The 25,352-nt window shown below is 58.7% G+C and carries 27 protein-coding genes and 1 pseudogene; 9 read left to right on the top strand and 19 right to left on the bottom strand.

The genetic code is table 11. The features are described from left to right. Nucleotides 1-92: 92 nt before the first annotated feature. A complete protein-coding gene (gene ubiA, locus TU76_RS23360; protein WP_046809336.1) occupies nt 93-983 on the bottom strand; it encodes a 4-hydroxybenzoate octaprenyltransferase in 891 nt (296 codons plus the stop codon). Next, complete coding sequence (locus TU76_RS23355) at nt 983-1,546, bottom strand: chorismate--pyruvate lyase family protein (RefSeq protein ID WP_019828177.1); 564 nt, start codon at nt 1,544-1,546, stop codon at nt 983-985. Before TU76_RS23355 ends, ubiA begins: the two co-directional genes overlap by 1 nt. 203 nt (nt 1,547-1,749) lie before the next feature. Between TU76_RS23355 and TU76_RS23350 the strand changes: the two genes are divergently transcribed. The 4 genes from TU76_RS23350 (at nt 1,750) to TU76_RS23335 (ending at nt 4,143) form a co-directional block, all read left to right on the top strand. Beyond that, complete coding sequence (locus TU76_RS23350; RefSeq protein ID WP_003437744.1) at nt 1,750-1,917, top strand: rubredoxin; 168 nt, start codon at nt 1,750-1,752, stop codon at nt 1,915-1,917. Between the two features lie 39 nt (nt 1,918-1,956). Then, complete coding sequence (locus tag TU76_RS23345) at nt 1,957-3,105, top strand: NAD(P)/FAD-dependent oxidoreductase (protein WP_048352575.1); 1,149 nt, start codon at nt 1,957-1,959, stop codon at nt 3,103-3,105. A gap of 189 nt (nt 3,106-3,294) precedes the next feature. Continuing rightward, nucleotides 3,295-3,570: an HU family DNA-binding protein gene (locus tag TU76_RS23340; RefSeq protein ID WP_016782719.1), complete on the top strand. Its 276-nt coding sequence runs from the start codon at nt 3,295-3,297 to the stop codon at nt 3,568-3,570. Between the two features lie 192 nt (nt 3,571-3,762). After that, the gene (locus TU76_RS23335; RefSeq protein WP_048352574.1) at nt 3,763-4,143 is read left to right on the top strand and encodes a helicase; all 381 of its coding nucleotides are present in this window, start codon (nt 3,763-3,765) and stop codon (nt 4,141-4,143) included. A 61-nt stretch (nt 4,144-4,204) separates the two neighbouring features. On the opposite strand, the gene TU76_RS23330 is transcribed toward TU76_RS23335, so the two are convergent. From TU76_RS23330 to exbB, 6 genes are all read right to left on the bottom strand, one after another. Next, a complete protein-coding gene (locus TU76_RS23330; protein WP_048352592.1) occupies nt 4,205-5,599 on the bottom strand; it encodes an aminoacyl-tRNA deacylase and HDOD domain-containing protein in 1,395 nt (464 codons plus the stop codon). 79 nt (nt 5,600-5,678) lie between these two features. Continuing rightward, complete coding sequence (recG, locus tag TU76_RS23325) at nt 5,679-7,754, bottom strand: ATP-dependent DNA helicase RecG (protein WP_019828183.1); 2,076 nt, start codon at nt 7,752-7,754, stop codon at nt 5,679-5,681. An 8-nt stretch (nt 7,755-7,762) separates the two neighbouring features. Next, on the bottom strand, nt 7,763-8,683 hold the full coding sequence (locus tag TU76_RS23320; RefSeq protein WP_019828184.1) for a hydrogen peroxide-inducible genes activator: 921 nt from the start codon (nt 8,681-8,683) through the stop codon (nt 7,763-7,765). 160 nt (nt 8,684-8,843) lie between these two features. Continuing rightward, nucleotides 8,844-9,590, bottom strand: a complete 747-nt coding sequence (locus TU76_RS23315; RefSeq protein WP_019828185.1) for a TonB family protein — start codon at nt 9,588-9,590, stop codon at nt 8,844-8,846. Beyond that, entirely contained in the window at nt 9,587-10,012 is a 426-nt protein-coding gene (gene exbD, locus TU76_RS23310) for a TonB system transport protein ExbD (RefSeq protein WP_019828186.1), read from the bottom strand. Before exbD ends, TU76_RS23315 begins: the two co-directional genes overlap by 4 nt. Nucleotides 10,013-10,018: 6 nt before the next feature. Next, nucleotides 10,019-10,999 carry a tonB-system energizer ExbB gene (gene exbB, locus TU76_RS23305; RefSeq protein WP_019828187.1) on the bottom strand — a complete coding sequence of 327 codons (981 nt, stop codon included), beginning with the start codon at nt 10,997-10,999 and terminating at the stop codon, nt 10,019-10,021. Between the two features lie 189 nt (nt 11,000-11,188). Here exbB and TU76_RS23300 point away from each other — a divergent pair, with 189 nt between their 5' ends. After that, on the top strand, nt 11,189-12,046 hold the full coding sequence (locus TU76_RS23300) for an SDR family oxidoreductase (RefSeq protein ID WP_048352573.1): 858 nt from the start codon (nt 11,189-11,191) through the stop codon (nt 12,044-12,046). Between the two features lie 25 nt (nt 12,047-12,071). On the opposite strand, the gene TU76_RS25365 is transcribed toward TU76_RS23300, so the two are convergent. From TU76_RS25365 to TU76_RS23270, 6 genes are all read right to left on the bottom strand, one after another. After that, nucleotides 12,072-12,812: a hypothetical protein gene (locus tag TU76_RS25365; RefSeq protein ID WP_048352572.1), complete on the bottom strand. Its 741-nt coding sequence runs from the start codon at nt 12,810-12,812 to the stop codon at nt 12,072-12,074. Nucleotides 12,813-12,879: 67 nt separating this feature from the next. Continuing rightward, entirely contained in the window at nt 12,880-13,260 is a 381-nt protein-coding gene (locus TU76_RS23290) for a RidA family protein (RefSeq protein ID WP_019828190.1), read from the bottom strand. A gap of 24 nt (nt 13,261-13,284) precedes the next feature. Continuing rightward, nucleotides 13,285-15,390: a bifunctional GTP diphosphokinase/guanosine-3',5'-bis pyrophosphate 3'-pyrophosphohydrolase gene (gene spoT, locus TU76_RS23285; protein ID WP_019828192.1), complete on the bottom strand. Its 2,106-nt coding sequence runs from the start codon at nt 15,388-15,390 to the stop codon at nt 13,285-13,287. A 60-nt stretch (nt 15,391-15,450) separates the two neighbouring features. Beyond that, entirely contained in the window at nt 15,451-15,714 is a 264-nt protein-coding gene (gene rpoZ, locus TU76_RS23280; protein WP_016782707.1) for a DNA-directed RNA polymerase subunit omega, read from the bottom strand. A gap of 168 nt (nt 15,715-15,882) precedes the next feature. Continuing rightward, nucleotides 15,883-16,503: a guanylate kinase gene (gmk, locus tag TU76_RS23275; protein ID WP_019828193.1), complete on the bottom strand. Its 621-nt coding sequence runs from the start codon at nt 16,501-16,503 to the stop codon at nt 15,883-15,885. A 13-nt stretch (nt 16,504-16,516) separates the two neighbouring features. After that, complete coding sequence (locus tag TU76_RS23270) at nt 16,517-17,380, bottom strand: YicC/YloC family endoribonuclease (protein WP_019828194.1); 864 nt, start codon at nt 17,378-17,380, stop codon at nt 16,517-16,519. A 194-nt stretch (nt 17,381-17,574) separates the two neighbouring features. Between TU76_RS23270 and rph the strand changes: the two genes are divergently transcribed. Next, entirely contained in the window at nt 17,575-18,297 is a 723-nt protein-coding gene (rph, locus tag TU76_RS23265; protein WP_019828195.1) for a ribonuclease PH, read from the top strand. A gap of 49 nt (nt 18,298-18,346) precedes the next feature. Next, nucleotides 18,347-18,715, top strand: a complete 369-nt coding sequence (locus TU76_RS23260; RefSeq protein ID WP_019828196.1) for a DUF4870 domain-containing protein — start codon at nt 18,347-18,349, stop codon at nt 18,713-18,715. Nucleotides 18,716-18,861: 146 nt separating this feature from the next. Here TU76_RS23260 and TU76_RS23255 read toward each other — a convergent pair whose 3' ends face one another. Next, nucleotides 18,862-19,641 (bottom strand): exodeoxyribonuclease III, encoded by a 780-nt coding sequence (locus tag TU76_RS23255; RefSeq protein WP_003437806.1) that lies wholly within the window; start codon nt 19,639-19,641, stop codon nt 18,862-18,864. A gap of 82 nt (nt 19,642-19,723) precedes the next feature. Between TU76_RS23255 and pyrE the strand changes: the two genes are divergently transcribed. Next, nucleotides 19,724-20,365: an orotate phosphoribosyltransferase gene (pyrE, locus tag TU76_RS23250; protein WP_046810733.1), complete on the top strand. Its 642-nt coding sequence runs from the start codon at nt 19,724-19,726 to the stop codon at nt 20,363-20,365. Nucleotides 20,366-20,476: 111 nt separating this feature from the next. Here the strand turns inward: pyrE and argB are convergent, their stop codons facing one another. The 4 genes and pseudogenes from argB to coaBC all read right to left on the bottom strand — a co-directional run bounded on the left by argB (nt 20,477) and on the right by coaBC (nt 24,552). Further along, entirely contained in the window at nt 20,477-21,382 is a 906-nt protein-coding gene (gene argB, locus TU76_RS23245; RefSeq protein ID WP_019828199.1) for an acetylglutamate kinase, read from the bottom strand. Between the two features lie 25 nt (nt 21,383-21,407). After that, nucleotides 21,408-22,781 (bottom strand): annotated as a pseudogene (locus tag TU76_RS23240) (phosphomannomutase/phosphoglucomutase); the annotation flags it as partial. Between the two features lie 101 nt (nt 22,782-22,882). Next, nucleotides 22,883-23,338: a dUTP diphosphatase gene (dut, locus tag TU76_RS23235; protein WP_019828201.1), complete on the bottom strand. Its 456-nt coding sequence runs from the start codon at nt 23,336-23,338 to the stop codon at nt 22,883-22,885. 5 nt (nt 23,339-23,343) lie between these two features. Beyond that, on the bottom strand, nt 23,344-24,552 hold the full coding sequence (gene coaBC / locus TU76_RS23230) for a bifunctional phosphopantothenoylcysteine decarboxylase/phosphopantothenate--cysteine ligase CoaBC (RefSeq protein ID WP_019828202.1): 1,209 nt from the start codon (nt 24,550-24,552) through the stop codon (nt 23,344-23,346). A 122-nt stretch (nt 24,553-24,674) separates the two neighbouring features. Here coaBC and radC point away from each other — a divergent pair, with 122 nt between their 5' ends. Then, nucleotides 24,675-25,349 carry a RadC family protein gene (radC, locus tag TU76_RS23225; protein ID WP_046810731.1) on the top strand — a complete coding sequence of 225 codons (675 nt, stop codon included), beginning with the start codon at nt 24,675-24,677 and terminating at the stop codon, nt 25,347-25,349. Nucleotides 25,350-25,352: the final 3 nt, after the last annotated feature.

Genomic DNA, 25,352 nt, shown 5'->3' with positions numbered 1-25,352 from the left:
CCGTCGAAAACCGGACACTGCACCGTCTCAGGAAAACCCGGATGGAGGGTTTACGGTCGCTGCGCTCCTCAGCGGCGACACATCACTTTTGGCTAGCGCAGTGCGTAATCCAGCACGATCCCCACAAAAATCGATAAGCCTGCCCAGTGGTTGTGCAGGAAAGCTTTAAAGCAGCGCTGTGGATCACGGTCGCGGGTGTACCAGAATTCCCACACAAAGCACGCCGCCGCACCGAGCAGGCCGAGGTGGAACCAGCCCCCCAGCTCAAAGTGCGAACCTGCCAGCAGCAGACAGCCCAGGGCCAGACCCTGCAGGCTCAGGATGATCACGCGATCGGCATCGCCAAACAGAATCGCAGTGGATTTGACACCGATTTTCAGATCGTCTTCACGGTCCGTCATGGCGTAGTAGGTGTCGTAGCCCACCGTCCACAACAGGTTGGCGATGTACAGCAACCACGCCGCAGCGGGCAGGCTGCCGGTTTCGGCCGTGAACGCCATCGGTATGCCCCACGAGAATGCAGCACCCAGTACCACTTGCGGGTAGTAGGTGTAGCGCTTCATGAACGGGTAAGTGGCAGCCAGCGCCAGTGCGCCGAATGACAACCAGATGGTTGGCGCATTGGTGCACAGCACCAGCAGGAAACTGAGCCCCATCAGCAAGGCAAAAAACACCAACGCCTCTTTGCTGCTGATTTTTCCGCTGGCCATCGGCCGTTGTTCCGTTCGTTTTACGTGCCCATCCACCTTGCGATCGGCAAAGTCGTTGATCACGCAACCCGCCGCTCGCGTCAGGATCACGCCGAAGACAAAGATCAGCAGGTTACTCAGCGAGGGCACACCCTTAGCGGCAATCCACAGTGCCCACAGAGTCGGCCACAGCAGCAGGTAAATGCCGATGGGTTTGTCCATACGGGTCAGCTGGATGAAGTCCCAGGCACGAGGGTTGAGGCGGTTGAGTGATTTGAGCAGGCGCAAGTACATCAGTTGTTCTCCGACCGGGCACTGAGGGCGGCCCACAGTTTGGGTAAAAACACTTCGGCCACCAACACACTCAGTGCGCCACGCACAAAGCGCGAGCGGCGGGCCCACAGGTGATCGGCCTGGTCGGCCAGTGGTAACCAGTGGCGCGGGTAGTGACACACCTGCAGCGCGCCGCGTTCAAAGGCCTGATCGCTAAACAGCAACTCGCCCAATGAACGGGTGCCGAGTTCATCCATGTTCAGGCCGCCATCCTCCAGCGAGCTTTTGGCCGCCACGCTGCGGGCAAACACCCACGGCTGGCCGTGCCCTCGTAAATACACTTCACGTACCCAGCCTTGAATGCCCTCGGGCAGGTCAAGCGCAGCACATTCGTCAGGGCGCAACTCTTGCCAGCCTTCAAAAAGTGGCTGAACGCTGAAGGAATCGTCTGAAATCGCAGTGAGACGCCGGGTCAGTGAGCCCTCATCAAACAGCCAGTCGAACGTGTGTGTGTCAGGCAGGGCGCGAAGTTGGCCTTGCTCAAGCCAGACGGGGGAGACAAGCGCAGAAGTTATGTGCGGCACAGTGGGTCATAATTGGCAGCCATTGAGGTCGGCGAGCTTATCACGCTGGTCCTTGATTGAGCGGCCTTGGGCCCTTTGGCAGTATTGGTGCTTGCATCTGCCGGTGGTCATCAGTACAAAACGCCCTGAATTTGACGAGCAACACGGCGGGTCTTTAGAAGTCTGTGGTCTCGTCCAAGCCTGAACCTTTAGGAAGTACCCCGATGAAAAAGTGGCAATGCATTGTATGTGGACTGATTTATAACGAAGCCGACGGTTGGCCGGACGATGGCATCGCCCCAGGCACCCTGTGGCAAGACGTGCCAGAAGACTGGCTGTGCCCGGACTGCGGCGTCGGCAAAATGGATTTCGAGATGATTGAAATCAACTGATCGCCCCTTTAAAACCTGATTCACCCTTTGGAGATTGGAATGAACGCACCTGTCGTGATCGTTGGCACCGGGCTGGCTGGCTATAACCTGGCCCGCGAGTTTCGCAAGCTGGACAGCGAAACCCCGCTGCTGCTGATCACCGCCGATGACGGCCGTTCCTACTCCAAGCCCATGCTGTCCACCGGCTTCGGCAAGAACAAGGAAGCCGATGGTCTTAGCATGGCAACGCCCCAGGCCATGGCCGAGCAACTCAAGGCCCAGGTACGCACCCACACCCGTATCAGCGGAATCGATCCTGGCCACAAGCAATTGTGGATCGGCGAAGAGGCCGTGCCGTATCGCGACCTGGTCCTGGCATGGGGCGCACAAACGGTGCAGGTGCCAGTGGAGGGCGATGCCCAGGGCGCCATCTTCCCGATCAATGATCTTGAAGATTACGCGCGCTTTCGGGAAGCCGCGGCAGGCAAGCACCGGGTACTGATCCTGGGGGCCGGGTTGATCGGTTGCGAATTTGCCAATGACTTGATCGCGGGGGGATATGAGGTCGATCTGGTGGCGCCTTGCGAGCAAGTGATGCCAACCCTGTTGCCTGCTGCTGCCGCGGCGGCGGTGCAGGCTGGCCTCGAGAGCCTGGGCGCACGCTTTCACCTGGGCCCGGTCCTGACTCGCCTGCAACGCACCGATGCAGGACTGGATGCGCATTTGTCGGATGGCAGCGTAGTCCCGTGTGATGTCGTCGTGTCAGCCATCGGTTTGCGCCCACGCATTGATATGGCAGCCGCGGCCGGGATCAAGGTCAATCGCGGGATTGAGGTGGATCGCCAGCTTCAAACTTCGCACCCCAACATCTACGCGCTGGGTGACTGTGCCGAGGTCGATGGCTTGAATCTGTTGTACGTGATGCCGCTCATGACGTGTGCTCGCGCACTGGCGCAAACACTGGCAGGCAACCCGACGACGGTCAGTTACGGGGCAATGCCCATCACCGTCAAGACCCCGGTTTGCCCGCTGGTGGTATCTCCTGTACCACGCGGCTGCGACGGCGTGTGGACCGTGGAAGGCCAGGGAGCAGATATCAAGGCGGTGTGCCGCGACGCGGATGGCAAATTGCTCGGTTATGCCCTGACCGGCGAAGCCGTTCGCGAAAAACTCGCGCTGAACAAAGAGCTGCCTGCACTTTTGGCGTAAACACTGCGCACTCTGTCGGATATGGCACTGCCTTGGCTCAACAAAGCCTGTGCGAAGGCTGGCGCCGGCCTTGGCCGCGTGCCATCCTCACACCGGTCTGCCGCAGTTTAGAGCCTGCGGCGCCTTGGGCGCTGCTCCGTAGAGAGCAGCACGGACATAACAACAAAAAACCGTCAAAGAGGCTTCATCATGCGTAAACCAGATCTCGCCGCCGCTATTGCTGAAAAGGCCGACCTCACCAAAGAACAAGCCAACCGCGTACTCAATGCCGTGCTTGAAGAAATCACCCAGGCCCTGCATCGCAAAGACAGCGTCACGCTGGTCGGCTTCGGTACCTTTATTCAGCGTCATCGCGGTGCCCGTACCGGACAAAACCCGCAAACCGGTCAGCCGGTCACCATCAAGGCCAGCAACACGGTCGCGTTCAAGCCGGGCAAATTCCTCAAGGACAGCGTTAATCCTTAAGGCACTGGCGACATGAAGAATGGGCAAGCTGGCGATGCTAGCGGCCCATTCTTGACTGCAAACGGATCGATTGTGCGGCCATAAGCGGCAAAACCTACCCCATCTACGCCCATACTTGCAGATATATAGCGTTCTTCTCTCAAATCGTTAAACTGCGCCGGCCATTTTTTTATTCCCCCCGAGGCCGCGTACATGAAATTTCGTTTTCTGCTCTGGATGCTGGGCTTTCTAATGAGCAGAGCCAGCCGTAAGAACCCCGCCTTTGCGCAGCAACTGGCTGACAAGGATCTGGTGTTCCAGCTACAAACCCTCGACGGCAAAGTGGCTCGTCATTTCAAGGTCAAAAACCAGCGCATCACCAGCTACGGCGGCCTGTATCCGGAGCCTGCGTTTGCCATCGCCTTTAAAGATGCCGCCTACGGCTTCGCCACGTTGCAAGCGAAGAACAAGCAACTGGCGTTCATGACCGGGATTCAGGACAAGTCGATTCAGATCAAGGGCAACCCGGCGCTGGTGATCTGGTTCCAGGGCCTGACCAAATACCTCAAGCCGCGTAAAAAAGCCAAGGCTTAAGGTCAAGAACCCCTCACCCCGACCCTCTGGGAGAGGGTTAGGGTGAGGGGCTTTCAGTGATTCAGGCCTGACCGAACTGCGCCGCCATCTCGCGCAGTAACACTTCAGCCTCCAGCACTTTACTGACCACCGCTTCGGCCTTGTCGCGGGTCACACCTAAACGCTCAAACAGCGCATCCGGTATCGGGGCACTCGCACCGTGCCCAATGCCGTGATTTCGCAGTAACCCCAGCGCAAGACACACCAGATTCGGGTACGCAGCATCTGTGCCGATGTAAGCCGGATCATGTTGAAAGCGCACCGCGATCGCCAGCTCGTCAGGCATCCCCCAGAACCGCATCAACCAGGCTCCCATTTGCTCACGGCTGATGCCCAGCAAGTGCTGTTCAATCAGGCTGTGGCTGACGTGGGGGTTGACCTCAAGATGACGGCAAATCAGCGAAAAATGCGGCGGAAACACATAGGCCAGCAACAAGTAACCAAAGTTGTGCAACAGCCCGCCTAGGTAGGTCATGCCGACTTCAGGGCGTTGTTCCCGAGGCATGGCGCGGGTCAGCCCTTCAATCACCGCTGCGGTGTAGATCGACTGCTGCCAGTAGGGCGTACTCGATTGAGGATTGTCCTTGGGCAGGCTCAGGCTCTTGCCCAGCGACAGGCTCAACGCCAGGTTGATCACCAGATCGACCCCCAGCACCCGCACAATGGCATCTTCGACCGAGCGAATCTTGCTCTGTGACGCGTAGTACGACGAGGACGCCCAGCTCATGACTTGTGCCGCCAGTGCCGGGTCGGTTTCGACAACACTGGTGATCTCATCGATGGTGACCTCGGGGTCGGACCGTAGCCGCATGATTCTGCGCACGCTCTCTGCCAGCGGCGGCAACTCGATGGTGGCTTCAAGCCGCTGCTGAATCCGTCGCGCAGTGAATGCCTGGACGGCTCGGGTAATGGCCTCGCCGTCGTCCCCTGCGTAATCAAGTTTGATCGCACTCAGGGGCTCGCCAAAACCACCCACGCTGGCGTTCTTGAGCAGGCGCTTGAAGTCTTCCCGGGTAATTTCGAGCAACTGCCCCGGTTCACCGGCGCTGATCAGCAGCGTGGATTGTTGCAGCAATTGCTCTTCGTACAGGCAGGGCGAGTTGATCAGCGCGGGCAGGCCCGGCAACAGGCTCAGGCCCTGCTTGTCGAGCAGGGTCTGGAGGCGATCGGGCGCAAGGGCGGTCATGCGGCGCCCGATCAAGTCAGCCAGACGGTTCAAATCCAGCAAATGGCTCTGCGTGAACAGCACCATCAGGATGCCGACCGAGTCATCGAGCAGTACGGCCTGGACCTTGCGCGCAGGATCGAGCGCCGGGTGATCAGGGACTTCGCGATAGTCGATGGCCAAGTCACCGAGCAAGCGCCCGATAACAGACGGCGTGCTCGCAACGGCAGGGGCGCTGGCAACTTCAGTCATGATCTGCATCCGTTCTGTACAACTCAAATTTGATAAGCCGTTACTAGATCGGCAGCCGGGGCATTTACTGAATGGTGTTTTACACCTGCCCGTATTGCTGACCGTGACGCAGCCATCGATCCAGCAAAGGACTGACATGGCCGGGCCAGCGCTCAATCAACGCTTGGGCCGCCTCGCGCACGGCGGGCAGCAGGTCGGCATCGCGCATCAGGTCGGCAACCTTGAATTGTAAAAGGCCAGTCTGGCGGGTGCCGAGCATTTCTCCGGGGCCGCGCAGTTCAAGGTCTTTTTCGGCGATCACAAAGCCGTCGTTGGTCTCGCGCATGATGCCCAGACGCTGGCGGCCAATTTGCGACAGTGGCGGGTGATACAGCAGCACGCAATGGCTTGCGGCGCTGCCCCGGCCTACACGCCCACGCAACTGGTGAAGCTGTGAAAGGCCCAGCCGCTCAGGGTTTTCGATGATCATCAGGCTGGCATTGGGCACGTCGACGCCCACTTCAATAACCGTGGTCGCCACCAGCAACTGCAACTCGCCGGCCTTGAACTGGGCCATGACGGCCGCTTTTTCAGCCGCTTTCATGCGCCCGTGGATCAGGCCGACGCGCAACTCGCCCAAGGCACTGGAAAGGTCTTCGAAGGTGGTTTCAGCGGCCTGACAGGTCATCTCTTCGGATTCTTCGATCAGGGTGCAGACCCAATAGGCCTGTCGCCCCTCGGCGCAGGCAGCGCGCACCCGCTCAATCACTTCGATGCGTCGCGTATCGACCACCAGCACGGTGTTGACCGGGGTGCGGCCAGGCGGCAGTTCGTCGAGAATCGAGGTGTCGAGGTCGGCGTAAGCGCTCATGGCCAGGGTGCGCGGAATAGGGGTCGCGGTCATGATCAACTGATGCGGGCACATCACGCCGCCCACGCCCTTGTTGCGCAGTGCCAGGCGCTGCTGCACGCCGAAGCGGTGCTGCTCATCGATGATGACCAGCGCCAGATTGTGGAACTGCACATGTTCCTGAAACAACGCATGGGTGCCCACAACCATGGGTACGCCACTGGCAATTTGCTCCATCGCCGTCACGCGGGCCTTGCCCTTGAGTTTGCCGGCCAGCCAGGCGACTTCAAGCCCCAAAGGCTCCAGCCAGCGCTTGAAGTTAATGAAGTGCTGCTCGGCGAGGATTTCCGTCGGTGCCATCAATGCCACCTGATACCCCGCCTCAAGGGCCTGCAGGGCAGCCATCGCCGCCACCACCGTCTTGCCGGACCCTACGTCGCCCTGGATCAGGCGCAGCATGGGCTCGGGCTGGCTGAGGTCATAGGCGATTTCGTTGCCGACCCGAGCCTGGGCTCCCGTCGGCGGGAAGCCCAGATTGGCCAGAAACTGCACCGGCAGTTTCGTAGCCTTGGGCAATGCTGGCGCCTGCTGGGAGCGCAAGCTCTCGCGCAAGCGCTGTTGGGACAGTTGATGAGTCAGCAACTCTTCAAAGGCCAGGCGGTGTTGTGCCCAGTGATGGCCCAAGGCGAGTTCTTCAACATCGGCATCGGCAGGAGGCTGATGCAAATAACGAATGGCCTGGTCCAGCGGGGCCAACTGGTAATCCTTGGCCAGCTCCGGCGGTAACCAGTCGGGCAGGCTGCGCGGGCCGAGCATGGCCAGGCTCTGCTGGCTCAGCTGGCGCAAGCGCTGCTGGGTCAGGCCTTCTGTGGTGGGATAAATCGGCGTCAGCGTGGTATCGACAGGCGGCGGCTCGTCACCGGTAATGGCGCGGTATTCGGGGTGGTAGATTTCCAGACCCGACGCCCCGGGCCGGGCCTCGCCATAGCAGCGCACTTCGGTGCCGCGCTTGAGGCTATCCTTTTGCGCATTACTGAAGTGATAGAAGCGCAGGCTCAGGCCGCCGGTGCCGTCGTTGATGCGCACCAGCAAGCTGCGACGCTTGCCCATGACCACATCAGCACCGATGACCCGCCCTTCAACCACCGCATCCTGACCAGGCCGCAAGGCACCAATCGGCACCACGCGGGTTCGGTCCTGATAGCGCAATGGCAGATGGAACAATACGTCCTGGACGTTTTCCAGTCCGACCTTGGCCAGTTTCTCGGCCATGGCCTCGCCCACGCCCTTGAGCGCGGTGACCGACACTTTCGACAACTCGGTCATCGGCAGACTTACTTCGCGGCAGGCGGCTTGGCCACCGAACACAGGCGGATCGAGTCGGCAAGGATTTCAATTGCCTTGGGCCGCGGGAAGCTGGCACGCCAGGCAATGGCGACCGTTCGAAACGGCACCGGTGGGGTCAACGGGCGCACGGCCAGGATGCCGGGAGCGTAATGGTGACTGTCCACGGCAGACAACGGCAGGATCGAGATACCCAGACCGGACGCCACCATATGGCGGATGGTTTCCAGCGAACTGGACTCAACCGTCGTGTGCATGGCGCCATCATTGCCTTTGGCCACGGTCGGGCACGCCTCAAGGACCTGATCGCGGAAACAGTGACCTTCGCCCAGCAACAGCAGGCTCTTGTCGTTGAGCAGACTGGCGTCGATGGTCTCTTTTTTGGTCCACGGGTGCTCACTGGGCATCAGCACGTAAAACGGCTCGTCATAGAGCGGCAGAGTCAGGACGTCAGCTTCCTGGAACGGCAGCGCGATGATGATCGCGTCCAGCTCACCGTTGCGCAGTTTGTCACGCAGCACGTGGGTGAAGTTTTCTTCGATGTACAACGGCATCTGCGGGGCAACCCGGTGCAGTTGTGGAATCAGGTGCGGGAACAGGTACGGGCCCACGGTGTAGATCGCGCCGACCTTGAGAGGGGCCGTCAGCTGATTCTTGCCGGCCTGTGCCAGCTCGCGAATCCCTTGGGCCTGCTCCAGCACCTTTTGGGCCTGAGCCACGATGCTTTCACCGACCGGAGTGACGCGTACCGCACTTTTGCTGCGCTCGAAAATCAGCACACCGAGTTCGTCTTCCAGTTTTTTCACACCCACCGACAGGGTCGGCTGGCTGACGTGACAACGTTCGGCCGCGTGACCGAAGTGTTGCTCTTGGGCGAGGGTAACGATGTAGCGTAATTCTGTAAGCGTCATAGCGTGCGTCCCTGTGGTTGCGGGCCAAGCATAGCGGCTGCAATCGATAGACGCACGTTATCAGACATTGCCCCAAGAGCTACAGTCGCTAATCAAAGGCAGGGCTGATTTATCTTGCTCGCAGATGCACAAAGGGCACCCTGAGGTGCCCTTTGCGGTGTTATCGCCGACGCTTATCGATGGAATAAACGAAGGGTGCCACGATCTCGATGCTGCCATTGGTCAGCATCTCGGGCGGCGGCTTGGGCAATGGCTGTGCCCGGCGAATCATTTCCAGGGTGGCCCGGTCCAGATCAGCATTGCCGGAACGTCCGACTAACTCGTAGGACAGTACCTTGCCTTCAGCATCCACTACGAAGCGCAGACGGTTCAGACCTTCCTTGCCACGGGATTGCGCAGCAGGCGGGTACTTCTTGTACTTGCCCAAGTGACTGAGCAAGGTGCCTTCCCAGCTGGCTTTGGCTGCCAGTTGTTGCGCAGACGGCCCCGGGGCCGGTGCAGCGGATTTCTCACTGGTGTTCTTGGTCGGCGTCGCGTCGCTGGGTTTCTCTTCGGAAGGTTTCTCTTTGACCGGGTCCGGTTTTTCCACAGGCTTGGGCGGCTGAGGCTTTTGCTTGGGCTTGACCGGTTTAGGTACAGAGATCTTCGGCTTGGGCGCTTCGGCCAGCTTGGGTATCGGCAACTCTTCCACTGGCGCCGGCGGTTGTGGCGGTGTCACCACTTTTGGCGGCGCAGGAGGCGGCGGTGCCGGCAGTGGTGCCAGATCAACCATCATCGCTTGCGGCGGAAGTTCGATCGCGCGCGGGTTGGACCATTGCAGGGCAAGAATCACTGCCACTGCATGGACACCCAATACCACGGCCAGGCTGGTTGCGTAACGCGTCATCTTTTGGCGCGCTATGGTCATTTCTTGGCTGCCGTCTCAAGTCCGACCAGACCCACCTTCAAGTAACCAGCTGCGCGCAAAGCATCCATCACGCTCATCAAGTCACCGTAGTCCACGCCCTTGTCGGCCTGGAAGAAGATCGTCGTGTCTTTGTTGTTGTGGGTCCTGGCATCCAGGGTCGGGCCCAACGCTTCAACCGTGACCGGTTCTTCGCCCAGATACAGCCGCTGGTCAGCCTTGACGCTGAGGAACACGGGTTTCTCGGGACGAGGCGCCGGTTTGGCAGTTGAAGCTGGCAGGTCAACCTTGATATCCACAGTGGCCAGCGGTGCTGCCACCATGAAGATGATCAGCAGTACCAGCATCACGTCAATAAACGGGGTGACGTTGATTTCGTGGTTCTCGGCGAGATCGTCATCGCCTTCTTTTAAATGCAGGCCCATGGCCGATTACCCCACTTTCACCATGTGCGGTTGCGAGCTACGCTCGGGCGGCAGGTGATCGAGGTCACGGCTAACCAACAGCAACACTTCAGCAGACGCATCCGCCACCTGGGCCTTGTAGCCGGTGATGGAACGGGCGAAAACGTTGTAAATCACTACCGCAGGGATCGCGGCAACCAGACCCAGTGCCGTGGCCAACAGGGCTTCAGCAATGCCCGGCGCAACGACGGCCAGGTTGGTGGTCTGGGTTTTGGCGATACCGATAAAGCTGTTCATGATGCCCCATACCGTACCGAACAGACCGACGAACGGTGCGGTGGAACCGATGGTGGCGAGTACGCCCGTGCCGCTGCTCATGTTGCGGCCGCAAGCGGCTACCAGACGCTCAAGACGGAAGCTCACACGCTCCTTGATGCCTTCTTTTTCACGGCTGTTGGCCGACAGGCGCATTTCTTCCAGGGCGTCCTGCACCAGCAGGTGGGCCAACGTACCTTCTTTGGCCGCTGTCTCACTGGCTTCTTTCAGGGTGCGGGCTTTTTTAAGGTTGGCGATTTCAACGCGCAGACGACGCTTGGCGCCCAGCACTTCAAAGCCTTTGGCAATCCCGATGGTCCAGGTAATGATCGAGGCGATGGCCAGACCGATCATCACGATTTTGACGACGATGTCCGCGTTTTTGTACATGCCCCAAGGCGACAGGTCATGGGCCATGCCCAGGCTGTTATCTTCTTCGGCAATAATTTGCGGCGCGTCATCAGCCGGGGCAACAGCACCCTCAACCAGTGTAGGATCAGTCGCACCCGGTGTTGCGACAGGTGCCGGGGCAGCAGCTTCAGTAGCAGCGGGTGCGGCAGGGGCAGCAGGTTCGTCGGCATAGGCCGCGACAGGTGCCAACATCAAGCTGAACATCAGCGCCACTACCCCACGCCAGACGCGTGATGGGCTCAAAAGCTGGGTTGGCGAAGCGGTGGAATGATTGCGTGTCATGCTAGCCGGACCTGAGGAAAGTAATGAGGTAATGCCCTACAACGCGGTGTAAGACCAAGGGCAAAATGATGCGTTATTATTGCAAGTAATTCTTGTTAACAAAAGCAATAGCATCTGTTTTTTTCGAAAGTCACGACTTAGGTCGTGTCAAATCACGTCGTTTTGTAACTTTTCATTAGGGATTTTGCGATGCCAAAAGCTTCTGTATTGATCGCCGGGTGCGGTGATATTGGCAGCCGCCTGGCCACTCGGTTGCTCGGCAGTGACTGGCAGGTATATGGCCTGCGACGCTCCATCGATCGTTTACCTGCAGGCGTCATCGGGGTGGCGGGCGACTTGTTCGGCGCGCAATGCCCGGCGCAATGGCCAACCGGCCAGATCGACTATCTGGTGTACAGCGCGGCGGCGACCGATCATGACGAGGCAGGTTATCAGGCAGCGTATGTCGACGGTTTGAAACACACCCTTAACTGGCTCGAGCAAAACGGCCAACGGCCTAAACGGCTGCTGTTCGTGTCCAGCAGCAGCGTTTTTGGCCAGAAGGACGGCGAGTGGGTTGACGAGACCTCCCCGGCCCAGGCGTCGAATTACTCTGGCCGCATCATGCTCGATGCCGAGCAGGTGGCGCTAAACAGTGCGCTGGCAGCCAGCGTAGTGCGCCTTACCGGGATCTACGGACCGGGTCGCGAGTGGATGCTGGGGCAGGTGCGCAAAGGGTATCGCGTGGCTGTCGATCCTCCACTGTATGGCAACCGGATCCATGCCGACGACGCCGCGGGCCTTCTGGCGTTTTTGCTTGAGGCAGATCGCGAGGGCAAAACCCTGGACGACATCTATATAGGCGTCGACAACGCACCGGTCCCCTTGGCTGAGGTGGTCGGCTGGTTGCGCGAACGTCTGGGGGTGACTGAGTGGGCCGAAGAGACAAGCACTCGCCGGGCCGGGAGCAAACGATGCAGTAACGCCCGCGCCAAGGCACTGGGCTGGGAGCCTCGATACTCAAGTTATCGCGAGGGCTATGCCGCGATACTGGACGGTAAAGCGTAGGTTTATGGGGAAACCGTAGCAGCTATTACAGTTTCTCCAGCAACCACTCACGCTGCCCCGGGTAAAACTGGGGCATGTCATCCGGGGCGGAAGCATCCAGCGCCTGGAAGATTTCCAGTTTGCGGCCATCGCGAACAAAAATGTGCGCCGCACCCATTTCACCTTGCTGCAACCAGAGGCTGTCGTACTCGCCACTCATCGATGCGCAATCGCCCGCCAGGCACAGCACGTAACCCTGGATGCCGGGCACGCCTTGAAGCTTGCCGTCCGGGGTGAAAGTCACTTGATTGCCCTGGCCCATACCGCTGACCACACGCCAATTGCCGCCCATATAGGCAGAGTTGAGTGACGTTTCAAAGCTGGAGCCCAATGGCGCGTCGCTTGCAACACTGACACGCGAACGAACAAACGCCTGCCGGGGCTCTGCGTCGGTCTCGTCCTGAACAAGCGTTTCGCCATCCAGTCTCAGACCCGTAGCGCTGCTCCCATAAAAGCTGACCTGCCAACCACCATCGTCTGCGGGCAACAACTTGCCCTCAACAAGCTCAAAGCCATTGGTGTAGTAAGCCGTCGAATTTTTGGCGTCGATGTCCCATTCAAGGTTCGGCCCATAGGCCAGCAGGGCTTCACGCAGGTTGCCGCCATTGGCAGCTGCGTCGATGGCGGCCTGATTGATCCAGACACCACTGATGTCGCGGTGGGCGGGTACGCTGGCACAACCACCCAAAACAAAAGTGAGCAGTGACAACACGAGCGCTTTGCGCATGGCGGGGTCCTTTGGAAACTAGGAGGAGCGGGGGTTGGCGCAGCATGAAAACGCTGCGCCGGGGGGGTTACTCAATAACCAGAATAGCGTCCATCTCTACCTGCGAACCCTTTGGCAGGGCTGCAACGCCGATGGCGGCGCGGGCCGGGTACGGCTGTTCGAAGTACGTACCCATGATCTCGTTGACCTTGGCGAAGTGGCTCAGGTCCGTCAGGAAGATGTTCAGCTTGACGATGTCCTTGAACGACCCACCAGCGGCTTCAGCTACCGACTTCAGGTTTTCGAATACCTGAATGGTCTGGGCCTCAAAGCCTTCAACCAGTTCCATGGTTTTTGGGTCCAGCGGGATTTGACCGGACATGTAGACAGTATTGCCAGCTTTGATCGCCTGAGAATAAGTACCGATTGCAGCAGGTGCCTTGTCGCTGGTGATAACAGTCTTGGTCATGGGTGACTCCTTGTAATTAGTTGGCTACGCACGCATACGAGTGATGCGGATTACCCCGGTAAGGGCGCGCAGTTTTTTGATCACGCGAGCCAGGTGCACGCGGTCGTGCACGCTGACTACCAGTTGGACCACGCTGATGCGACCATCGCGTTCGTCCATGCTGATCTTTTCGATGTTGCCGTCGGCGGCGTTGACGCTACTGGCCAGCAGCGCAATCAGGCCGCGCTGGTGTTCCAGCTCGACGCGCAATTCGACGTTGAATTCGCCGGTAACGTCCTTGGCCCACGACAGCTGGATGCACTTTTCGGGGTTATGGCGGATTTCACTGATATTGCGGCAGTTGTCCAAGTGCACAACCATGCCTTTACCCGCCGACAAATGGCCAACAATCGGATCCCCCGGGATCGGCGTACAGCATTTGGCGTAGCTGAGCACCAAACCTTCTGTACCGCGAATCGCCAGCGGACCTTCAGGGCTCGGCAGAGCCTCGCCTTCGCCCAACAGACGTCGAGCAACCACGTAAGCCATGCGATTGCCCAAGCCGATGTCTTCGAGCAGGTCTTCGATTTGTTCCAGACGGTATTCCTGGAGCATCGCCTGAACGCGCTCGGCCGGGATTTTGTCCAGCGAGCTGTTAAAGCCGTTGAGCACCTTGTTCAGCAGGCGTTCGCCCAGGTTGACCGACTCGGAACGACGCTGCAGCTTGAGGGCATGACGAATGTGCGTGCGCGCCTTGCCGGTGACCACAAAGTTGAGCCAGGCCGGATTGGGCCGGGCGCCGGGCGCACTGACGATCTCGACCGTGGAGCCACTTTGCAGTGGTTCGGACAACGGGGCCAGGCGGCGATTGATCCGGCATGCAATGCAGCTGTTGCCGACATCGGTGTGAACGGCGTAAGCAAAGTCGACCGCTGTGGAGCCTTTGGGTAGCTCCATGATCCGGCCTTTGGGCGTGAACACGTAGACTTCGTCCGGAAACAGGTCGATCTTCACGCTTTCGATAAATTCGAGGGAATTGCCTGCGCGCTGCTGCATTTCCAGCACGCCCTTGACCCACTGCCGCGCCCGGGCGTGCGTGCCCGTGTGCTGCTCGTCGCCACTGGACTTGTACAGCCAGTGGGCGGCGATACCGTTGTTGGCCATTTCTTCCATCTCACGGGTACGGATCTGAATTTCGATCGGTACGCCATGCATGCCAAACAGCGTGGTATGCAACGACTGATAGCCGTTGGCCTTGGGAATGGCGATGTAATCCTTGAAACGCCCCGGCAAGGGTTTGTACAAATTATGTACAGCTCCTAACACGCGGTAGCAGGTGTCGACCTTGTCAACGATGATACGGAACGCATAAACGTCCATGATCTCGTTGAAGGCCCGACGCTTGCCGCGCATCTTCTTGTAGATGCCGTAGATATGTTTTTGACGACCGCTAACTTCGCCCTGAATGCCATCAATGGCCAGACAGTGACTGAGAGACTCTTCGATTTTGTTGACGATTTCCTTGCGGTTGCCCCGGGCGCGCTTGACCGCCTGATAGATGCGCGCAGAACGCATCGGGTACATCGCCTTGAAACCGAGGTCTTCGAATTCGATACGAATGCTGTGCATACCCAGCCGATTGGCAATGGGTGCGTAGATTTCCAGGGTTTCCTTGGCAATCCGTCGGCGTTTTTCGCCGGACAGCACTTCGAGGGTGCGCATGTTGTGCAGACGGTCAGCCAGCTTCACCAGGATCACGCGGATATCACGTGCCATGGCCATGGCCATCTTCTGGAAGTTTTCAGCTTGGGCTTCGGCTTTGGTTTCGAAGTTCATCTGAGTCAGTTTGCTGACCCCATCGACCAGGTCGGCCACGGTCTCACCGAACTGCGCAACGAGCGCTTCTTTGGCAATACCGGTGTCTTCGATGACGTCATGCAGCATGGCTGCCATCAGGCTCTGATGGTCCATATGCATATCGGCAAGAATGTTTGCCACTGCCAGCGGGTGCGTGACATATGGCTCGCCGCTACGTCGGCGTTGGCCGTCGTGGGCTTGCTCTGCGTAGAAGTACGCCCGGCGGACCAGATTGACCTGGTCCGGGCCGAGGTACGCCGACAAGCGATCGGCGAGGGCGTCTATGCTCGGCATGAGGAAACCTCCTGCCAAAACTTTTTACCCTTCGCCGTGCTACGTCGACCGGGCATAGGCTTAGTTCGCCTCGTTGGACTCGTCCTCGAACGCTGCGAACAGCGGTTCGTCTTCGACGATTTCAGCGTTGGCGATAAACTCGTAGCTCATCAGGCCTTCTGCGATTTCGCGCAGGGCAACAACGGTAGGCTTGTCGTTTTCCCACTGCACCAGAGGCTCTTTACCGCCGGTGGCCAGTTGACGGGCACGCTTGGTAGAGAGCATGACCAGCTCAAAGCGGTTATCCACGTGTTCTAGACAGTCTTCAACGGTTACGCGGGCCATGGTCTTCCTCGTAGCAAATGCAATATGCGCGCTGCCCGGATGGGCGAGCGGACTGAACAGTTTAAAAAATCACCAGCCATTAGGGAAGCGCTGATTTTTCGGGCACTGCACCAAAAACCCCTGTAAGCGCCAATGTAAAGCCCTTACAGGGGTTTTGGGAAGAGCTGTTTAACCGAGCAGTTCGGCCAGTAATTTGCCAAATCGCTGCTGCTGACGTTTTTGCTGGAGGCGATTGGCCCGAAAAATTGCCTTCAGATCCTCAAGCGCCAAGGCAAAATCGTCATTGATGATCAGGTAGTCATAGTCGACATAGTGGCTCATTTCGCTCACGGCTTCGCGCATCCGGCCGTCAATGATTTCATCGCTGTCCTGGCCGCGGTTATCCAGACGCTGACGCAAGGCCTCCTGGCTTGGCGGCAAGATAAAGATCGAACGCGCCTGCGGCATCAGCTTGCGGACCTGCTCCGCACCCTGCCAGTCGATTTCCAGAATCAGGTCATGGCCTTCATCCAGGGTCTGCTGCAAATGGCTTTGCGAGGTGCCGTAAAGGTTGCCGAAGACTTCGGCGCGCTCCAGGAAGTCACCGTGCTCGATCATTTTCACGAACTCTTCGCGCTCGACGAAATGATAGTTCACGCCATTCACTTCACCCGGGCGCATGGCGCGGGTAGTGTGCGAAACCGAAACCCGGATCTGCGGCTCAACGTCGATCAGCGCCTTGACCAGGCTGGTCTTGCCTGCGCCCGAAGGGGCAGAAACGATATAAAGGGTGCCAGTGCTGTGGTTCATGTCAGGGGGTGCCTTACTCAATATTCTGTACTTGTTCACGCATCTGCTCGATCAACACCTTGAGGTTGACCGCTGCTTGGGTGCTGCGTGGATCGAATGCCTTGGAGCCCAGGGTATTGGCCTCACGGTTAAGTTCTTGCATCAGGAAGTCCAGACGGCGGCCCGCAGCCCCTCCCGACTTGAGCACGCGTCGCACTTCAAGAATGTGGGTGCTGAGGCGATCCAGCTCTTCGGCGACATCGCTTTTTTGCGCCAGCATGACCATTTCTTGCTCAAGACGCTGCGGATCAAGTTCGGCCTTCATGTCGGCAAAGCGATCGAGCACCTTTTGGCGCTGAGTGGCGAGCATTTGCGGCACCAGCTCGCGCAGGGTGTCGACGTCACCTTCAATCGCCGTCAAACGCTCGCTGATCAAACGGGCCAGCTCCGCGCCTTCGCGCTCGCGGCCGTTTTTCAGCTCCTGCAGGCCTTGCTTGAACAATGCCAAGGCCTGGGTATTCAAGGCTTGCGGGTCGCTTGCATCCGCCACCAGAACGCCAGGCCAGGCCAGCACTTCCAGCGGGTTGAGCGGGGCCGGCTGCTTGATCAGGCTGGCGATGGTCTCGGCAGCGGCTACCAGTTGCGCGGCACGTTCGCGATCAACCTGCAGCGGCTTGCCAGTGGTTTCTTCGGTAAAACGCAAGGTGCATTCCAGCTTGCCTCGCGAAATCCCCTGACGCAGTGCTTCACGCACTGCACCTTCGAGATCACGGAAAGATTCAGGCAGACGCAGGTGCGGCTCCAGGTAGCGGCTGTTGACCGAGCGCAGCTCCCAACTCAGGGTGCCCTGAGTGCCGGCGCTTTCGACGCGGGCAAAGGCGGTCATGCTATGCACCATGGACGGTACCTCGCGATTTAATGAATTAGGCCTGACGGCAATTAAGACCGCCGATTGTAACGCAGTGCAGCGGATGGCCCCAAATGACGTCGGTCGCAAATACGCTCATATGATGACAAACCGACGCTTCCTGCGCCGCCACGGCCTTTCCTTTATAATGCTCGGCAGTTTTCCGTCCCGTACAGGTATCCCACATGAAACGTCCAAGTGGTCGCGTTGCCGATCAGCTCCGCCCGATCCGCATCACCCGCAACTACACCAAACACGCAGAGGGTTCTGTACTGGTCGAGTTCGGTGACACCAAAGTCATCTGCACCGTCAGCGTCGAGAACGGCGTACCGCGCTTCCTCAAAGGCCAGGGCCAAGGCTGGCTGACTGCCGAGTACGGCATGCTGCCACGCGCTACCGGCGACCGTAACCAGCGTGAAGCCAGCCGCGGCAAGCAAGGCGGGCGCACCCTGGAAATCCAGCGCCTGATCGGCCGCTCCCTGCGCGCAGCACTGGACATGTCCAAACTGGGCGATATCACTTTGTACGTCGACTGCGATGTGATCCAGGCTGATGGCGGCACCCGTACCGCGTCCATCACCGGCGCCATGGTTGCACTGGTCGATGCACTGAAAATCATCAAAAAGCGTGGCGGTCTCAAAGGCGGCGACCCGATCAAGCAAATGATCGCAGCCGTATCGGTTGGCATGTACCAGGGTGTACCGGTCCTTGACCTGGACTACCCTGAAGATTCGGCAGCCGAAACCGATCTCAACGTTGTGATGACCAGCAGCGGTGGTTTCATCGAAGTTCAGGGCACTGCGGAAGGCGCGCCATTCCAGCCTGAAGAGCTGAATGCGATGCTCGCACTGGCACAAAAAGGCATGAATGAAATTTTCGCCCTGCAGCACGCTGCCCTGGCGGACTAATCGGCCGGATTGATTGTCAAAGCCTTCAAACGACCCACCGGAGAGCGCTATGAGTGAGCTGGACCTTTCAAAACCCCAACCGAGCCGCGACGCTCGTAAATGGGCCATGTTTTGTCACTTTTCGGCGTTTCTCGGGATGTGGTTTCCGTTTGGCAGCCTGATCGGCCCGCTGATCCTCTGGCAACTCAAGCGCGAGAGCGATCCCTTTATCGACGACCAGGGCAAGGAAGCACTGAACTTTCAGATCACCGTGGCGATTGCTTCAGCTATTTGCTACGTGCTGATGTTCATACTGGTCGGGTTCGCCTTGCTCGGTCTGGTGCTGATCGGCGCAGTGGTGCTGGTGGTGATCGCAGGCGTGAAGGCCAATGACGGGGTTGTATACCGCTATCCCTTCACCTGGCGCCCATTGAAGTAACACATTGACCTTGTGGAAGCGGGCTTGCCCGCGATGGTATCAACGCCAGCAAGCCCGCTCCCACATCGCCCGCCACCACAATGGGTTGCGCAAAAAAAATGCCCGTATCGTTCGATACGGGCATTTTTTATGACGGCGACAAACACTTAGATAGTCAGTGTCCAGTCGTAGTCCACGATCAATGGCGCATGTTGCGAGAACCGTGGCTGACGCGGCAAACGAGCACTTCGTACAAAGCGACGCAAGCCTGGTGTCAGCAACTGGTAGTCGAAACGCCAGCCCAGATTGAGCATCTCGGCTTGTTCGTTGTCCGGCCACCAGCTGTACTGATCGCCTTCACGACTGACTTCACGCAGGGCATCGACATAGCCCATGTTGCCGACAATCTCATCCATCCAGGCCCGTTCAGGCGCCAAGAAACCAGGGGATTGCTGGCTGTCACGCCAGTTTTTAATGTCGAGTTTCTGCTGCGCCACATACAGCGAGCCGCAGTAGATGTACTCACGACGTTTGCGACGCTGCTTATCAAGGTAGCGCGCAAAGTCGTCCATTAGCTTGAACTTCTGGTTCAAGTCTTCATCGCCGTTCTGCCCCGAAGGGAGCAGCAAGGTCGCGATGCTGACCTTATCGAAATCGGCTTGCAGGTAGCGCCCGTAGCGATCGGCCGTCTCGAAGCCAAGCCCAGTGATGACTGCTTTCGGTTGCAACCGCGAATACAAAGCCACACCGCCTTGGGCAGGGACTTCAGCTTCGCAGGCGTAAAGAAAGTAGCCATCGAGCTGGTAAGCTGGATCGTCCAGTTCAAAGGCGGAGGCGCGGGTGTCCTGCAGGCAGATAACGTCGGCATTCTGAGCTTGCAGCCAACTGAGCAAACCGCGCTCGACTGCCGTCTGAATACCATTGACGTTCACACTGATGATCCGCATAAATGGCCCCAAAAATCACGTGCGTGTATGATACACGCGGTCTTACTAATTAGCTAAATCCGTGGTATCTGGGGCTTTTTTCATGCAAGCGTATCAGCGCGACTTCATCCGTTTTGCCATCGATCGCGGCGTACTGCGCTTCGGTGAGTTCACCCTGAAGTCGGGGCGTACCAGTCCTTACTTCTTCAATGCCGGCTTGTTCAATACAGGTTCTGCGCTGGCTCAACTGGGGCGCTTCTATGCTGCTGCCATCGTTGACAGCGGCATTTCCTTCGATGTGCTCTTTGGCCCGGCCTACAAGGGTATTCCCTTGGCTGCGACCACTGCTGTAGCACTGGCCGAGCACCACGACCGCGACATGCCGTGGTGCTTCAACCGCAAGGAAGCCAAGGCCCACGGCGAAGGTGGAAGCCTGGTCGGATCGCCGCTCGAAGGTGACATCCTGATTATTGACGACGTGATCACCGCTGGCACCGCCATCCGTGAAGTCATGCAGATCATCCAGGCCCAAGGCGCCAAGGCCGCGGGCGTGATGATTGCCCTCAACCGTCAGGAGCGCGGCAATGGCGAGTTGTCGGCCATCCAGGAAGTCGAGCGCGACTTCGGCATTCCGGTGATCAGCATCGTGTCGTTGAACCAGGTTTTGCAGTTCCTGGCCGAAGACGAAACGCTACAACAGTACCTGCCTGCCGTTGAAGCGTACCGGGCGCAGTACGGGATTTAACCCCCGCCCATGACTCACTAGAAGCGTGGGTGCGAGCAGGCTCGCTCCCACAGATTTTCAAGTGAAAAAAAGCCCCGCCCGGCATCACCGGGCGGGGCTTTTTTGTTCTGCTTACAGCGGTTTGCTGTTGGTAATGAGCGTCCCAACACCGGTGTCGGTGAAGATTTCCAGCAGCACGGCATTTGGTACACGACCGTCAACAATGTGTGCCGTGGTCACGCCACCCTGTACGGCTTCCAGCGCGCAACGAATTTTTGGCAGCATGCCGCCGTAAATGGTGCCGTCGGCTATCAGGTCATCCACCTGAGCAGTTGTCAGACCGGTCAGCACCTTGCCTTCCTTGTCCATCAGGCCTGCAATGTTGGTCAGCAGCATCAGCTTCTCGGCCTTGAGAGCTTCGGCAACCTTACCCGCCACCAGGTCCGCGTTGATGTTGTAGGACTCGCCATTGGCACCCACACCGATCGGCGCGATCACCGGGATGAAATCGCCCTTGGTCAACATGTGCAGCAGGTCGGTATTAATGTCGATGACCTCGCCCACATGACCGAAGTCGATGATTTCAGGCTTGGTCATTTCCGGCGTCTGACGGGTCACAACCATTTTTTTGGCGCGAATCAGGGTCGCATCCTTGCCTGTCAGGCCGATGGCGCTGCCGCCATGACGGTTGATCAGGTTAACGATCTCCTTGTTCACATGACCGCCAAGTACCATCTCCACCACATCCATGGTTTGCGAGTCAGTCACGCGCATCCCGTCGATGAAATGACTTTCGATGGACAAACGCTTGAGCAAATCACCGATTTGCGGCCCGCCACCGTGTACTACGACCGGGTTGATACCCACGGCCTTCATCAACACGATGTCACGGGCAAAACCGGTTTTCAGTTCGTCGTTTTCCATAGCGTTGCCGCCGTACTTGATCACCAGCGTCTTGCCGACGTAACGGCGAATGTAGGGCAGCGCTTCGGACAAAACCTTGGCGACGTTGGAGGCGGCATCACGTTCGAGGGTCATTCAGGGCTCCGGTAGAACAAGTCGATCAAAACGGTAGTGGAAGATCAGGGGCCACACGCTTCAATTGAGCGTGAAAGACGTCCTTGATGCGTTGCAGCTCAGCCTCGGTTTGGGCCTCAAATCGCAGCACCAGCACCGGGGTGGTATTGGATGCGCGAACCAGGCCCCAGCCATGAGCGTAGTCAACCCGCACACCATCAATGGACGTCAGCTCGGCGGCGTCACCCCATTGAGCGTCGTGCAGAGCCTCAATGATGCTGAATTTGCTCTCATCCGTCACATCGATATTGATTTCAGGCGTAGAAATATCGTTCGGGAAGGTCTCAAACAGCTCCTCAGCTGTTTCCTGGCGCTTGCTGAGAATCTCCAGCAGGCGTGCAGCGCTGTAAATACCGTCGTCGAAACCGAACCAGCGCTCCTTGAAAAAGATATGCCCGCTCATTTCGCCTGCCAGCAGGGCACCGGTTTCCTTCATCTTCTTCTTGATCAAAGAATGACCGGTTTTCCACATCAGGGGTCGACCGCCATTCTCCTTGATCAACGGAGTCAGACGACGCGTGCACTTCACGTCGAAAATGATCTCGGCCGCCGGGTTGCGCTCCAGCACATCCCGGGCGAACAGCATCAGTAAGCGATCCGGGAACACCATGGTGCCCGTATTGGTCACGACACCCACACGGTCGGCATCCCCATCAAAGGCCAGCCCGATATCGGCATTGGTTTCCTTGACCCTGGCAATCAGATCCCGCAGATTTTCCGGTTTGCTCGGGTCCGGGTGATGGTTGGGAAAGTTGCCGTCCACCTCGCAGAACATTGGGACCACATCACAGCCCAAAGCTTCAATCAACTGGGGCGCGATCACGCCGGCAACGCCGTTGCCGCAATCCACCACCACCTTCATGCGCCTGGCGAGCTTGATATCACGGGTGATCACATCGGCGTAGCGCGGCAAAATATCAACGCGCTCGATGCTGCCTTCGCCCCACGTCAGATCGTTGGTCTTGAGGCGCGTGTGCAGCGCCTTGATCTGCTCGTCGGCCAGCGTATCGCCCGCAATCACGATTTTAAAACCGTTGTAATTCGGCGGGTTGTGGCTCCCCGTGAGCATCACGCCGGACTGGCCCGCCAACTCGTGAGTGGCGTAATACAGCGCAGGCGTCGGCACCAGACCTACATCGCTGACCTTGCAACCACTGTCAGCCACACCGCGGATCAAACGCTCGACCAGCTCAGGGCCGGACAAGCGTCCGTCCCGACCCACCGACACATGGGGCTCGCCCTTGGCCAGACTCTCTGCACCAATGGCACGGCCAATCCAGTACGCGGTTTCTGCAGTCAGGGTTTGGGGGACCACGCCACGAATGTCGTAAGCGCGAAAAATACTGTCAGGGAAACTCGGCGGGACACAAGCTGGGCTGCTCATTGCAAGGGAACTCCACGCTCAGAGGATTCAGGAGGGCGCTGAAGGCCAGGCAGAACGCCTGACCTGATGCTGCACAGTCAGAGCTTGCCTGAGTGACCAAAACCGCCAGCGCCACGCTGGCTTTCGTCGAATTCTTCGACCAGCTCAAAATGCGCCTGTACCACCGGCACCAGCACCAACTGAGCGATACGTTCGCCGATAGTGATGTTGAATGCGGTCTGGCCACGGTTCCAGCACGACACCATCAGCTCGCCCTGGTAATCAGAGTCGATCAGGCCGACCAGGTTGCCCAGCACGATGCCGTGCTTATGCCCCAGGCCCGAGCGCGGCAGGATCAGCGCGGCAAGGCCGGGATCGCCGATATACACCGACAGGCCGGTCGGGATCAGCAGGGTCTGGCCCGGTTCCAGAACGGTGTCTTGTTTAAGCATGGCGCGCAGGTCCAGGCCTGCGGAGCCGGGAGTGGCGTACTGCGGCAGCGGGAATTCGTTACCAATGCGTGGATCAAGGATCTTGGCTTGCAAAGCGTGCATACGAGTTAAACCTGGTTCAGACGTTCGGCGATAAAAGTGATCAGCTGGCGGGCAATCTTGCCCTTGCTGGTCTGGGCAAACACAGTGGCGTGCAGTTCGCGGTCAATCACGCTGCATGCGTTCTCTTCACTGTTGAAGCCAATGCTGGGGTTAGCCACATCGTTGGCGACAATCAGGTCGAGGTTTTTGTCTTTGAGCTTGCGCGCAGCGTAATCGAGCAAGTGCTCGGTTTCTGCGGCGAAGCCGACACTAAAAGGGCGGTCAGGACGCGAAGCGATGGTGGCCAGAATGTCTGGATTGCGCACCATCTGCAGCAACAGGCCGTCGCCCTTGGTAGGGTCTTTCTTGAGTTTTTGCGGGGCAACGACTTCAGGTCGATAGTCCGCAACTGCAGCAGAGGCAATAAACACGTCACACGGGATCGCGGCTTCACACGCCGCGAGCATGTCTCGGGCACTGACCACGTCGATGCGGCTGACCCGATCCGGGGTAGGCAGGTGGACCGGCCCGGTAATCAACGTTACACGAGCACCGGCTTCAACGGCCGCTTCGGCCAGGGCAAAGCCCATTTTTCCGGAGCTGTGGTTGGTGATGTAGCGCACCGGGTCGATGTTTTCCTGGGTCGGACCTGCCGTAATCAGCACGTGCTTGCCGGTCAGCACTTGGCGTTGAAAACACTCGGCAGCACTGTGCACCAGGTCATCCGCTTCCAGCATGCGGCCAAAACCTACGTCACCACAGGCCTGACTCCCGGAGGCGGGGCCAAACACACGCAGACCACGACTCTCAAGCAGTCGGGTATTGGCCTGAGTGGCCGGATCACGCCACATGGCCTGGTTCATCGCAGGCGCAATGGCCACCGTTGCATCGGTGGCGAGCACCAGCGTGGTCAACAGATCATTCGCCAGGCCTTGGGCGAGACGGGCAATCAGGTCAGCAGTTGCCGGCGCAATCAATACCAGATCGGCCCACTTGGCCAGCTCGATATGCCCCATGGCCGCTTCAGCTGCAGGGTCGAGCAAATCCAGATGAACGGGGTGCCCGGACAACGCCTGCATGGTCAGAGGGGTGATGAATTCGCTGCCGCCCCGGGTCATGACAACCCGTACTTCTGCGCCTTGATCCAGCAGGCGACGAACCAGCTCTGCACTCTTGTAAGCCGCGATGCCGCCGCCGACGCCCAAAACAATGCGTTTTCGATACAGCCGCTGCATAGGCCTGCCTTTTAGTTCGATGATGACTGCGCGGAAAATGGCCAAATGCCACGCAAAAATGATGGGCTAAGATAACACAGCGCCTGCCAGGGAACAGCGGCGCCCACTCACAAGGAGGTGTTATGAGCATTCGAGATTGGCCCGCAGCCGAGCGGCCGCGCGAGAAGCTTTTGGAACACGGATCATCCAGTCTGTCCGATGCCGAACTGCTGGCAATTTTCTTGCGAACCGGGGTTTCGGGCAAAAGCGCGGTCGATCTGGCCCGTCATTTACTTACTGAATTCGGCAGCCTGCGAGCCTTGCTCGAGGCCGATCTACGCGCGTTCTGTTGCCAGGTCGGGCTGGGGCCCGCCAAGTTCAGCCAGCTGCAGGCGGTACTGGAAATGAGCCGTCGCCACCTTGCTGAACGCTTGCGCAGAGACAGCGCGCTAGAGAGCCCGCAAGCGGTTCGGGATTATCTGAAATCGCTGCTGCGCCATGAGCAGCATGAAGTCTTCGGTTGTCTGTTTCTGGACTCCAAGCACCGCATGCTGGCCTTCGAAGTGCTCTTCAGGGGCTCAATCGACAGCGCCAGCGTTTACCCGCGCCAAGTGGTTAAGCGAGCACTTGCTCATAACGCGGCAGCGGTGATTTTTTGCCACAACCACCCTTCCGGCGTCACCGAGCCCAGCCAGGCGGACCGCACTTTGACCAAACGCTTGATCCAGGCCCTGGATCTGATCGAAGTGCGGGTGCTGGATCATTTCATCGTCGGCGACGGCCACCCCCTTTCAATGGTCGAACACGGCTGGATGTAGCGC

Source organism: Pseudomonas psychrophila (assembly GCF_001043005.1).
Lineage (GTDB): Bacteria > Pseudomonadota > Gammaproteobacteria > Pseudomonadales > Pseudomonadaceae > Aquipseudomonas > Aquipseudomonas psychrophila.
Note: the sequence above shows the minus strand (reverse complement) of the source record. Positions and strands in the feature narration are given on the sequence as shown.